Source organism: Jiangella ureilytica, assembly GCF_004348545.1.
In the GTDB taxonomy this organism is placed as follows: Bacteria; Actinomycetota; Actinomycetes; order Jiangellales; family Jiangellaceae; genus Jiangella; species Jiangella ureilytica.
Map to the genome: position 1 here is coordinate 176412 of NZ_SMKL01000002.1, position 12701 is coordinate 189112.

Consider the following 12701-nt stretch of genomic DNA (forward strand, 5'->3'; position numbering starts at 1 on the left):
GATCAGCGGACCGCGCCGGTGACCATCCAGGTGTCGCTGCGCTCGCGCAGCGCGAGCGTGACCAGCCGCACCAGCATCCAGATCCCGATGGCGCCCCACAGCCACATCAGGCCGGCCCGCCCGGACAGGTCCGCCGTCGCGACCGCCCAGGCCGCAGGCAGGAATCCCAGCACCGAGATCACCGACGCCCAGGCCAGGTAGCGCCCGTCGCCGGCGCCGATGAGCACGCCGTCGAGCACGAACACCCAGCCGGCGACCGGCTGCATCGCCGCGGCGACCACCAGCGCGGCGACGAGCAGGTCGCGCACCTCGGCGTCCGGCGTGAACAGCCGCGCGTAGGCGTTGCCGATGACCAGCAGCAGCACCGCCAGCGCGATCCCGGACAGCACACCCCACTGGACCATGCGCCGGGTGACCGCCCGGGCCTCCGCCACGTCCCCGGCACCGAGCGCGCGGCCGACCAGCGCCTGGGCCGCGATCGCGACGGCGTCGAGGATCAGCGCGAGCAGCATCCACGTCGTGAACGCGACCTGGTGCGCGGCCAGCTCCGCCGTCCCCAGTCCGGCGGCGACGACGGTGATGACGATCAGGGCGACCCGCATCGCCACGGTGCGCATGATCAGCGGCACGCCCGCGCCGAACGCCTGCGCGACGCCGCGCCCGTCGGGCCGGATCGCGACGCCCTCGCGCCGGGCGCCGCGCACCACCCCCCGCACGAAGACGGCGGCCATGCCCGTCTGGGCGAGAACGGTGCCCAGCGCAGCGCCGCCGATGCCGAGATCGAGCCCGTACACCAGGACGACGTTGAGCACGACGTTCGCGACCGCTCCGGTCACGGCGACGTACAACGGGGTCTTCGTGTCCTGCAGGCCGCGCAGCACGCCGGTGGCGGCCAGGACCAGCAGCATCGACGGGATGCCGAGGAAGCTGATGCGCAGGTAGGTCTCCGCGTGCCCGGCCACGTCGTCGCCGGGGCCGAACAGCGACACCACCCACGGCGTGAGCGGCCAGCCGCCCGCGACCGTCGCGACCCCGATGAGCACGGCCAGCCAGCACCCGTCGATGCCGGAGCGCAGCGCGCCGCGCGTGTCGCCCGCGCCCAGTCGCCGCGCGACCGCCGCCGTCGTCCCGTACGCGAGGAAGATCGAGACGTTCACCAGCGTGCCGAGCACGGTCGACGCGATGCCGAGCCCGGCCAGCTCCGGCGTGCCCAGGTGGCCGATGATGGCGGAGTCGGTGAGCAGGAACAGCGGCTCGGCGACCAGTGCGCCCAGAGCGGGCAGCGCCAGCCGCAGGATCTCGCCGTCGGCGCGGTGCCGCCGGAACGGGTGTCGAATCATGGCAGGACCGACGGTAGGGGTGACGCATGACATCGCGTGCCGGCTGTCTCGACATCTGAGATCTTGCCCTGGGGATCTCCGTCCACACCCGGTGGACGGCGGATGTCACGCGTGATCTGCGACGACGCCCGGCCTGTGAACAACCGGCCGGACCGTCGTCCCCAGGGTTGTCCACAGTTGGGGATGATCGTTTACGCGGCGCTTCCACAGGCCGTCCACAGCGCCTGTGGATCACCGACTTGGCGACGCGCCGAGGCAGGTCGTAGGTTCGCGATACAGCGGACGGAGAGTGCCAGACTGGTGGGAGGACGAGTCGGAGGCAGCTGTTCGAGCGTATTGTTAGAACAGGTGTTTGACCAGTCGGTGCCGGAGGGGATCGTGTGAGCGTCGCTGAGCTGCCCGATCGCCGGGACGAAGCTCCTGTCGACTACGGCCGCACGCCACCACAGGACGTCGCTGCCGAGCAGTCCGTGCTGGGCGGCATGCTGCTGTCGAAGGACGCCATCGCCGACGTCGTCGAGATCATCCGCGGCACCGACTTCTACCGACCCGCACACGAGGCGGTGTACGAGGCCATCATCGACCTCTACGGCCGCGGCGAGCCGGCCGACGCCGTCACCGTCGCGGCGCTGCTGCAGAAGCGGGGCGAGCTCGGCCGGGTCGGCGGCGCGCCGTACCTGCACACCCTGGTCTCCTCCGTCCCGTCGGCGGCCAATGCCGGCTTCTACGCCGAGATCGTCCGCGAACGGGCCATGCTGCGCCGCCTGGTCGAGGCCGGCACCCGCATCACCCAGATGGGCTACAGCGACGACGGCGACGCCGACGCCATCGTCGACCGCGCCCAGGCCGAGATCTACGCCATCACCGAGAAGCGGGCGTCCGAGGACTACCTCCCGCTCTCCGAGATCATGGAGGGCACCCTCGACGAGATCGAGGCCATCGGGTCCCGCGGCGGCCAGATGGTCGGCGTCCCCACCGGCTTCACCGATCTCGACGCCCTCACCAACGGTCTCCACCCGGGTCAGCTGATCATCCTGGCCGCTCGACCGGCCGTCGGGAAGTCGACCCTGGGACTCGATCTTGCTCGGGCGGCGTCCATCAAGCATGGGCTGACGTCGGTCGTCTACTCGCTCGAGATGAGCCGCAACGAGATCACCATGCGGCTGCTCTCGGCCGAGGCGAAGGTGCCGCTGCACCACATGCGCTCCGGCCAGATGACCGACGACGACTGGAACCGCATCGCCCGCAGCACCGGCGAGGTCTCCAGTGCGCCGCTGTTCATCGACGACTCCCCGAACATGACCATGATGGAGATCCGGGCCAAGTGCCGGCGGCTCAAGCAGCGCAACGATCTCCGCCTGGTCATCATCGACTACCTGCAGCTGATGAGCAGCGGCAAGCGCGTCGAGAGCCGCCAGCAGGAGGTCGCGGAGTTCTCCCGTGCGCTCAAGCTGCTGGCCAAGGAGCTCGAGGTCCCGGTCATCGCCATGAGCCAGTTGAACCGTGGTCCCGAGCAACGGCAGGACAAGAAGCCCATGCTCTCAGATCTTCGCGAATCGGGCTCTATCGAACAAGATGCCGATATGGTGATTCTTCTGCATCGTGAAGATGCCTATGAAAAGGAATCACCGCGTGCAGGCGAAGCCGATTTCATCGTGGCGAAACACCGTAATGGCCCGACGGCGACCATCACGGTCGCCTTCCAGGGCCACTACAGCCGCTTCGTGGACATGGCACAGTAGCCGAGCATGCCTCGGCGTTCGACCGATGCTCGGCGGAGCCTGCTGAGCAGCGAGGCCGCCGAGTCCTCCTGTCCCGCCGGGAGCCTTGGGCGCCGACGAGATGCTGGCCGCCGCAGATTCGGGCCGAGTGGTCGATGAGCCGCGACGGTGTCAGGCCCAGCCCCGCTGGGCCGCCTGGAAGCCCAGCTGCAACCGGGTGTCGGCGTCGGCGGCGTCCATGAGCGCCCGCACCCGCCGCTGCACCGTCCGCAGCGAGAGCTCGAGCATGTTCGCGATCGCCTGATCCGTCAGCCCGGCGAGCAGCAGCCCGAAGATTCGCGCGTCCAGGGCGGTGAGGCCCGACGGCGGGCGCTCGGCCAGCGCGCCGGCCGAGCCGAGGACCAGCGGCACCGACTCGTTCCACACCTTCTCGAACAGCGCCATCAGAGCGTCGAGCAGGCCGCTCTGGTGCACCAGCAGCGCACCGACGGCGCGGGCCTCACCGGACACCAGCGGCACCAGCGCGATCTGCCGGTCCACCACGAGCAGCCGGATCGGCACCTCCGGCGCGACCCGCACCTCCTCGCCGTCGGTCAGCGCGATCTCGGCGGCGGCCGCGAAGCCGGGGCGGTCGAACGCGGCCCTTTCGAGGACGACGCGGAACCGGACGCCGCGCTCGACGGCGGCCTCCTCGGCGGTGTTCTCCTCGCCGGAGATCGCGATGACCTCGGCCTTCGTCAGGCCGAGCACCTCGGAGCGGGCCGACGCCTGCAGCTGCATGAACCGCTGGGCGACGGCCTGGGCGCCGTAGACGACGTCGACCACGTCGCCGACGCTGCGGTCGGACTCCGTGCGCCGGTAGGCCTCGGTCAGCGCCGCGATCTCGACCTCGGCCCGGCGCAGCTCCTCCTGCCGGTCGACCACGAGGGCGACCAGCGCGACCGACGGCGGCGAGGCGACGTAGTGCTCCGGGCTGGCGCTGGACCGGGCGGCGAGGCCGCGGCGCTCGAGCGTGGCCAGTGCCGCCGCGGCCTCACCAGGGCGGATACCCAGCCGCGCGGCCAGCGCCCCCACGTCGGCCGAGGGCACCTCGACGAGGGCGCGGTACGCCGACTCCTCCGTCTCACCGAGTCCGAGCACATCGAACACGATGCCTCCCCTTCCGCAGGTCGTCGCTGGCGGATACCGGCCATGACGCATTCGTGCCAGGTTGCATTGTCCTGGATCGTGGCAGATTTACGAATGGCCTGTCTCCTCACGAAAGCGGGGCCGCCGTGCCTGCCCTCCCCCGCCGCGCCACCGCCGCGCTCACGTCGCTCGTCCTCGCCGCGATCCCGCTGACCGGTCAGGCCGCACCCGGCCCCGGCGGCGACCAGCCGATGACGCCGCTGCCGCAGATCCCGGACGGCGTCGAGGCCGGCGGCGTCCGCACCGTCACGCTGCTCACGGGCGACGTCGCGGTGCTGACCTACGGGCCAGGCGAGGCGCCCGCGGTGAGGGTCGAGTCCGACGACCCCGGCGGCTACGACGTGCGCACCGAGGGCGAGGACGTCTACGTCATCCCCGCGGCGGCCGAGCCGGCGCTGGCCGCCGACCGCGTGGACCGGCAGTTGTTCAACGTGACGGCACTGGTGGAGCAGGGCCTCGACGACGCGTCCAGCGACACGCTGCCGCTCATCGTCACCTATGCCGGCGGCGCCGCTACCTCCCGCGGCGCCGCCGCCCTGCCCGCGGGCGCGCGACGCACGGACGACCTTCCGTCCATCGGCGCCGACGTCGTCGAGGCGGACAAGGACGCCGCGCAGGCGGTCTGGGACGCCGTCGCACCCCGGACCGCGACCCTGGGGCGCCAGGTCGAGAAGATCTGGCTGAACGCCCGGGTCGCGCCGGTGCTCGACGAGAGCGTGCCGTACGTCGGCGCGCCGGAGGCGTGGGCGGCCGGGTTCGACGGCACCGGCAGCACGGTCGCCGTCCTCGACGCCGGCATCGACGCCGAGCACCCGGACTTCGCGGACTCCGTCGTCGCGGCCGAGAACTTCACCGACAGCCCCGACGCCGTCGACCGCGACGGGCACGGCACCCACGTGGCGTCGACGGTGCTCGGCTCCGGAGCGGCCTCGGGCGGCAGTCACCGCGGCGTCGCCCCGGGCGCGGACCTGCTGGTCGGCAAGGTGCTCGGCGACGACGGCTTCGGCGAGCTGGCCTGGATCATCACCGGCATGGAGTGGGCGGTCGCGCAGGGTGCCGACGTCGTCAACATGAGCCTGGGCAACACCGAGCTGGGCGCCTGCGACGACCCCATGGTGCAGGCGGTCGAGACGCTGTCGGCGGCGTCGGACACGCTGTTCGTCATCGCGGCCGGCAACCTCGGCGGCCCGTCCGAGACGGTGACCAGCCCCGGCTGTGCCAGCAGCGCGCTCACCGTCGCCGCGGTGGACCTGACCGACGCGACGGCGGACTTCTCCGGCCGCGGCCCGGTGCCGGTGACGCACGCCGTCAAGCCGGACATCGCCGCGCCCGGCGTCGACATCACGGCCGCGCGGGCCGGCGGCCGGGGCGACGCCGCGTACACGAACCTGAGCGGCACCTCGATGGCCACCCCGCACGTCGCGGGGGCCGCCGCCGTCGTCCGCCAGGCGCACCCGGACTGGACCGCCGAGCAGGTCAAGGCCGCGCTGCAGAGCACGGTCCGCCCCGGCAACGACACCGACGTCTACGAGCAGGGCGCCGGCATCCTCGACGTCGCGACGGCCGCGACCGGCACGCTCACCGGGCCCGCCACCGTCGACCTCGGCACGCTGGCCTGGCCGCACGAGCCCGCGGAGGCCGTCACCACCGACGTCGTCTACACCAACACCGGCTCGGCCGGCCGCACCCTCAGCTTCGAGCTGGACGCCCGCGGCGAGAACGGCGCGGCCCTGCCGGCGGCCGCGACCACCATGGGCGCGACGACGCTCACCGTCCCGGCCGGCGGCACCGCGTCGCTCCCCGTCACCTTCGACCCGTCCGTGCTCGAGTACGGGCACTATGGCGCCGTCAGCCTGCGGCTGGTCGCGCGGGCCGGCGCGGACACCGTCGTCACCCCGATCGGCGCGTACGCGCAGCCGCAGCACGTCGACGTCACCTTCCGGATCGTCGGCCGCGACGGGAAGCCGGCCGGCGGGTTCAGCACGCTCGACGTGTTCGACCTGGACAGCATCGCCGCTCAGCGCCACCCCCTCGAGGGCGCAGACCCGACCCTGCGACTGCGAGCCGGGACGTACTCGATCGCCGCGACCGTGACGGAGGCGGACCCGGAGACGTTCCAGGTCACCGAGGTGGCGTTCCTGGCCGAGCCCGAGCTCACCCTGACCGGCGACCAGACCGTCACACTGGACGCCCGGCGTGCCCTGCCGGTCCGCGTCCGCACCGACGAGCCGGCCCGCATGCACAGCGGCGCCGTGTCCTACGCGCGCATCATGGACAACTGGATCCTCTCGAACACCCGGTACTTCCGCGACTCGCTGAAGACGCTCTACCTGGGCCGCATGGGCGACGTGACCCGCGGCGAGTTCGACGTCACGGAGTCGTGGCTCTACACCTCACCCGACGACGCCGCGGAGCCGTTCGACTACCACCTCGTCTACCCGCACACCGGGACCATCACGGGGCGCGACCTCAACCACCGCGTCGAGCAGGACCGCCTGGCCCGCATCGACTCGACCTACCACACGCCCGGCGCGCCGGACCGCTACACGCAGTACGTCGACGCCTACAGCGCGCAACGGCAGGCCTACGTGGGCCTCGGCGACGTCGTCACCTTCGCCGTCCCGGACGCCCGGACGATCTACGTGACGCCGGACGTGCCGATCAAGCAGACGGTGGTGCACCCCGACGGCACCCAGTGGTTCTGGGGGACGCCGATGTCGTCGGCGACCCGGCCGCTGGAGCCGGGCAGCACCACCGCCGAGACCTGGTTCGGCGCCGGGCTGCGGCCCGCCGTCGCGGCCGACGCCCAGGGCCGGTTCGACTCCGCGGGCCGGGTCGGCAACCGCATCTGGACCAACCTCCCGGCCTGGGCCGACAGCCAGGACGGCCACTACGCGTGGAACGGCCTCAACGACCTCGGCGGCATGGAGCTGATCGCGAACGGCGAGTCGCTGGGCCGGTGGGGCTGGTACGGCCAGGGCGAGTGGGACGTGCCGGCCGCCGAGACCGACCTCGAGCTGATCTACGACCTGGTCCGCTACGACCGCGGCTTCTCGACCTGGTCGATGCCGCTGTCGGCGCAGACCCGCTGGCGGTTCACGTCGTCGGCCGACGACGGTGGCGCGCTGCCGCTGCTCTTCCCCACCTACGACGTCGACGTCGACGTCGAGAACCGGGCGGCGGCCGTCGACGGGTTCCGGGTCGGGATCGGCGTCGAGGCGACCCCGTCGTACCAGGCCGGCGCGCTGGTCGAGGCCGCCGCCCGCGTGTCCTACGACGACGGCGCCACCTGGACCTCCGTGCCCGCGGAGCTGGCCGGCGACACCGTCGTCGCGACCGTCGACAACCGGCCGGCCGCCGGCGGGCACGTGTCGTTCGAGGTCGAGCTGACCGACGCGAACGGCGTCGGCGTCACCCAGTGGATCCAGCGGCTCTACGGCGTCGCCTGAGGCGAGGCTGCCGGGCCGCTCGGGGTTCGCCTGCGACACTGTCGCCGGAAAGAGAGCCGAACCCCGAGGGGCCCGTCCCACCATGGATGTACTGACGTTCCCGATCGTCGCGGCGTTCGCCGTCGTCACGGCGCTGATCTTCGGGCTGATCGCGCAGCGGCTGCTCGGCCTGCGGCTGGGGCTGTTCCGGCTGCTGCTGACCGGCGCGTTCGCGCTGTTCGTCGGCCCGCTGATCATGTTCGCGCTGCTCGACCAGTTCACGCTGTCGCCGCAGGGCCTGACCGACCAGAGCGAGGGCCCGGTCGCGTTCTGGTTCGCGCTGCTGGGCAGCGTGCTGACGATCCTCGCGTCGATGGCGCTGCTCGTGGTCATCGAGGCGTTCGTGCCGATGGGCTCGCTGCCGCCGGCGCTGGTGTGGGGACGAGGACTGCTCGGCCGGGTGCGCCGGGCCCGCCGGTACTGGCAGATCGTCGGCATCGCGATGCGGCACGGCCTCGGCTCCTACCTGCGCGGCACCCGATCGCGCCCGCTGGACGCGCCGTCGGGCCGGGCGCAGCTGGGCCGGGCGCTGACGACCACGCTCAACGCCGGCGGCGTGACGTTCGTGAAGCTCGGCCAGATCCTCGCCACCCGCCGCGACGTGCTGCCCGCCGAGGTCGCCGACGAGCTGGCGCGGCTGCAGGACGACGCCAACCCCGTGCCGTGGCCCGACGTCGAGAAGGTGCTGGTCAGCGAGCTGAATGCGCCGGTCGAGGATCTGTTCGCCGAGTTCGACCGCGAGCCGCTGGCCGCCGCGTCGGTCGGGCAGGTGCACGTCGCCCGGCTGCACAACGGCGCCGAGGTCGTGGTCAAGGTGCAGCGCCCCGGCATCCGGCCGGTCGTCGAGCGCGACCTCGACATCGCGGCGCGGCTGGCCGGGCGGCTCGAGACCGGCACCCGCTGGGGCCGGCGCATGGGCGTCCGGGCGCTGGCGGCCGGACTCGCCGACGCGATCCTCGAGGAGCTCGACTACCGCATCGAGGCCGAGAACATCACTGCGGTCGCAACGGCGCCCAGCCGGCAGCCCGAGGTCGTGCTGCCCGAGCCGCACCTCGCCCTGTGCACCGAGCGGGTGCTGGTCATGGACCGCCTCCAGGGCACCCCGCTGAACCGCGCCGACGCCGTCATCCGCAAGAACGGGCTGGACCGCGACGCGCTGGCCACGACGCTGCTGGACTGCCTGCTGCGCCAGATCGTCATCGACGGCATCTTCCACGCCGACCCGCACGGCGGGAACATCTTCCTGCTCGACGACGGCCGGCTCGGGTTGCTCGACTTCGGGTCGGTCGGCCGGCTCGACGGCGCCCTGCGCGATGCGCTGCAGCGGCTGCTCGTCGGCGTCGACCGGGGTGACCCGCTCGCCGTCAGCGACGCCCTGCTCGAACTGGTGCCCCGTCCCGACGAGATCGACCAGCAGCGGCTCGAGCGCGACATCGGCCGGTTCATGGTTCGGCACACGTCCGGCCCGGTCAGCAGCGGTGTGCGGATGTTCGGCGACCTGTTCCGGGTGGTCGCCGACCACGGCCTGGCCATCCCGCCGGAGATCGCCGCGGTGTTCCGGGCGCTGGCGACGGCCGAAGGCACGCTGACCCGGCTGACGCCGCGGTTCGACCTGATCGGCGGCGCCCGCACGCTGGCCAGCGGCTACGTCGAGGAGCAGTACGGGCCCGACCGGCTCAAGCAGGCGGCCACCGAGGAGCTTGCGGCGCTGCTGCCGATCCTGCGCCGGCTGCCCCGTCGCGTCGAGCGCATCGCCAGCGCCGCCGAGCACGGCCGGCTGGGCGTCAACATCAGGCTGCTGGCCGACGAGCGCGACCGCGCCGTGCTGACCACGATGCTGCACGAGGTGCTGCTGACCTTCCTGGCCGCGACCACCGGCATCATGGCGGTCCTGCTCATCGGCACCGACGGCGGCCCGCAGCTCACCGACGAGGTCGGCCTGTACGCGCTGATCGGCTACAACATGCTGGTCATCAGCGCGATCCTGGCCCTGCGCGTACTCGCCCAGATCTTCCGCCGCGGCTGAGCACTCTCATCCGCTCTGGGTGAGTCAGCGGCGGCCCGTAGTTCCTAGCGTCGTCCCATGGGCATGCATGTCGACGCCTACGACGACCGCTACGGCAACGCCTTCCTGCTGCGGGCGGCGCCGGACGACCGGCTGCCCCAGGTGGGCATGCCGGCCGATGACGCGATGCGCCTGATCGGGGAGGAGCTGGTCCTCGACGGCATCCCGATGCGCAATCTCGCGACGTTCGTGACGACGTGGATGGAGCCGCAGGCGCAGCGGGTGATCGCCGAGAACCTGCACCGCAACTACATCGACCACGCCGAGTACCCGCAGACCGCGGTCATCGAGCAGCGGTGCATCCGCATGCTCGCCCGGCTGTTCCACGCGCCCGGCGAGACCACCGGCACGCGCACGCAGGGATCATCGGAGGCGATCATGCTCGGCGCGCTGTCGCTGAAGTGGAAATGGCGGCAGCGCCGCGAGGCGGCGGGGACGAGCACGGAGCGGCCGAACCTGGTGTTCGGCGGCGACGTGCACGTCGTGTGGGAGAAGTTCTGCCGCTACTTCGACGTCGAGCCGCGGATCATCCCGCTGCGCCCGGACCGGTACACCATCGGCCCCGAGGACGTGGAACCGCACGTCGACGAGAACACGATCGGCGTCGCGGCGGTCCTGGGCACGACGTTCACCGGCCATGCCGACGACGTCTCCGGCATCAACGACCTGCTGGTCCGGCTGCGCGAGGAGCGGGGCATCGACGTCCCGCTGCACGTCGACGGCGCCAGCGGCGGCTTCGTCTGGCCGTTCCTCTACCCGCACACCGAGTGGGACTTCCGGCTGGAGCAGGTCCGCTCGATCAACGTGTCGGGACACAAGTACGGGCTGGTCTACCCGGGCATCGGCTGGCTAATCTTCCGGACCCGCGACGACCTGGCCGAGGAGCTGGTGTTCTACGAGAACTACCTCGGCAAGCGCGACGCGACGTTCACGCTGAACTTCTCGACCAACGCCAGCATGGTGCTCGCGCAGTACTACAACTTCGTCCGCTACGGGTTCGACGGCTACCGCTTCATCATGCAGACCATGCAGGCCAACGCCCGTGCGCTGGCCGAGCGGGTCATGGCGGCGGGCGACTTCGAGCTGGTCGGCGACAAGGACGCGGAACAGCTGCCGCTGGTCGCGTTCCGGCTGGCCGGCGACCACGACTACGACGAGTTCGACGTGGCCGGCCAGCTCGCCGCCGAGCGCGGCTGGATGCTGCCCGCGTACACACTCCCGCCGAACGCCGAGCACCTGACGATCATGCGGGCGCTGGTGAAGCAGACGCTGGGCCGGTCGCTCGCGGAGACGCTGGCCGACGACCTCGCGGAGGCCTGCGCGACGCTGGACGCGAAGGGCGGGCTGCACGAGCGGGACCGCAGCCGGGTGAAGACCGGGACCGGCTACTGAGTCAGCCGGCGTCGCGGCGCTCGAGGGCCGCCTCGAGCCGCTCGACCTTGCCGGTGATCTCGCCGGTGCGGCCGGGCCGGATGTCGGCCTTGAGCACCAGGCTGACGCGGTGGCCGTGCCGGCCGACCGCCTCGGTGGCGCGCTTGACGACGTCGAAGCACTCGTCCCACTCACCCTCGATGGTGGTGAACATGGAGTCGGTGCTGTTGGGCAGCCCGGACTCGCGGACGACCGCGACGGCGTCGGCCACCGCCTCGGCCACGGACTCACCGGTGCCGGACGGGGCGACGGAGAAGGCGACGAGCATGGGTTCATCGTAGGCGCGTCAGCCGAGCCCGCAGTCGGTGCACCGGGCGCGGCGGCGCAGCCAGTACGCCAGGGTTCCCCAGCCCAGCGCGACGCCCCACGCCGGCCACAGCAGGGCCGGCCCGAACGCGGCCCAGTCCTCGGCGTCGAACACGCCCTCGACCAGGCTGGCCTTGACCATGCCCAGGCCGCCCGAGGTCACGAGCACCGCGACCAGTGTCGCCGGCACCACGGCCAGCCGCACCGGCACCGCGCGCCCGCCCAGCACCGGGACCCACCGCGGGAAGGCCTCGCCCCACCGCTGTACCAGGCCGAGCGTCAGCACCGTCCCGACCAGAGCGAATGCGCCCAGCCACAGGGCCCCCTGAAGCGCGCCGTCGGAGGCCATCTCGTCCATCTGCCGCTCGCTCATGCCCATCGACACGCCGCCCGCCCAGAGCAGGCGCGTGCCCGCATAGAGCGCCGGGATCGCCGCCGCGACGTAGGTGGCCGTCCGGCCCCACCGCCGCACCGCAGCGACCCGGCCGGACCGGTCCGGCCGGCCGCACCGCACGCACGAGCCCGCCGTCCGGCGCGCATAGGCGACGGTCGCGGCCGCCCAGAGGAACCCGCCGATCAGGGCGACGAACTGGTGCAGGTAGTCGACCCCGAGCTGCTCGGCGACGTCGGCCCGGATCTCCGCGTCGAACGGCGCCCGGAACACGATCATCGGCAGGTAGCCCAGCAGCGCCAGCAGGCGGGTGGTCGGCACCACGACCAGCAGGACCACGGCCAGCGACCCGCCGAACCCGACGGCGAAGCGCCGCCACCAGTGCGGCACGGGGGCGCCGGGCCGGTACCGCGCCATGACCGCGCCGGTCCCGGCGGCGGCCAGCGCGACCGCGGCGAACAACGGCGCACCGGCGTCGGCCGGCACGTCGCCGAGCAGCGCCATCGTGCTGTTGGGGTCCGCGGGGTCGATCGGGTACCCGTCGCCGGTGAGCGTCCAGCCCAGCGCCGTGAGCCCGTAGCCGAGCGCCCAGAGCGTCGCGGCCCACGGAGCCCACCGCGGCCGGCCGCGGCGGCCGGTGCGGGGCGCCGGCGGTGTGAGCGGTGCGGTCGTGCTCGTGGTCGTCGTCATACCCCGACGATCGCGCGCCGGCGGGGGTCGCGGCCTCCCGCCGCCCGGTGATCCGCCTCCCCCGCCCGAGGGACCGTTCCC

Annotated in this window: 8 protein-coding genes; 4 read left to right on the forward strand and 4 right to left on the reverse strand. The window is 72.6% G+C overall.

Annotated elements, in window-relative coordinates:
• Positions 1 to 2 precede the first annotated feature (2 nt).
• Positions 3 to 1340, reverse strand: a complete 1338-nt coding sequence (locus tag E1212_RS01805; RefSeq protein ID WP_131978198.1) for an MATE family efflux transporter — start codon at positions 1338 to 1340, stop codon at positions 3 to 5.
• Between the two features lie 380 nt (positions 1341 to 1720).
• Here E1212_RS01805 and dnaB point away from each other — a divergent pair, with 380 nt between their 5' ends.
• The gene (gene dnaB, locus E1212_RS01810) at positions 1721 to 3082 is read left to right on the forward strand and encodes a replicative DNA helicase (protein ID WP_131978201.1); all 1362 of its coding nucleotides are present in this window, start codon (positions 1721 to 1723) and stop codon (positions 3080 to 3082) included.
• Positions 3083 to 3232: 150 nt separating this feature from the next.
• Here the strand turns inward: dnaB and E1212_RS01815 are convergent, their stop codons facing one another.
• Positions 3233 to 4210, reverse strand: a complete 978-nt coding sequence (locus tag E1212_RS01815; RefSeq protein ID WP_131978204.1) for a helix-turn-helix domain-containing protein — start codon at positions 4208 to 4210, stop codon at positions 3233 to 3235.
• Positions 4211 to 4335: 125 nt separating this feature from the next.
• Between E1212_RS01815 and E1212_RS01820 the strand changes: the two genes are divergently transcribed.
• The 3 genes from E1212_RS01820 to gad all read left to right on the forward strand — a co-directional run bounded on the left by E1212_RS01820 (position 4336) and on the right by gad (position 11194).
• On the forward strand, positions 4336 to 7698 hold the full coding sequence (locus tag E1212_RS01820; protein ID WP_131978207.1) for a S8 family serine peptidase: 3363 nt from the start codon (positions 4336 to 4338) through the stop codon (positions 7696 to 7698).
• Positions 7699 to 7780: 82 nt separating this feature from the next.
• Positions 7781 to 9763 (forward strand): ABC1 kinase family protein, encoded by a 1983-nt coding sequence (locus tag E1212_RS01825; protein ID WP_131978210.1) that lies wholly within the window; start codon positions 7781 to 7783, stop codon positions 9761 to 9763.
• A 63-nt stretch (positions 9764 to 9826) separates the two neighbouring features.
• Entirely contained in the window at positions 9827 to 11194 is a 1368-nt protein-coding gene (gene gad / locus E1212_RS01830) for a glutamate decarboxylase (protein ID WP_131978273.1), read from the forward strand.
• Between the two features lies 1 nt (position 11195).
• Here gad and E1212_RS01835 read toward each other — a convergent pair whose 3' ends face one another.
• Both E1212_RS01835 and E1212_RS01840 read right to left on the reverse strand, forming a co-directional pair.
• Positions 11196 to 11501 (reverse strand): thiamine-binding protein, encoded by a 306-nt coding sequence (locus E1212_RS01835; protein WP_131978213.1) that lies wholly within the window; start codon positions 11499 to 11501, stop codon positions 11196 to 11198.
• A gap of 18 nt (positions 11502 to 11519) precedes the next feature.
• Complete coding sequence (locus tag E1212_RS01840) at positions 11520 to 12620, reverse strand: hypothetical protein (RefSeq protein WP_131978216.1); 1101 nt, start codon at positions 12618 to 12620, stop codon at positions 11520 to 11522.
• Between the last annotated feature and the right edge of the window lie 81 nt (positions 12621 to 12701).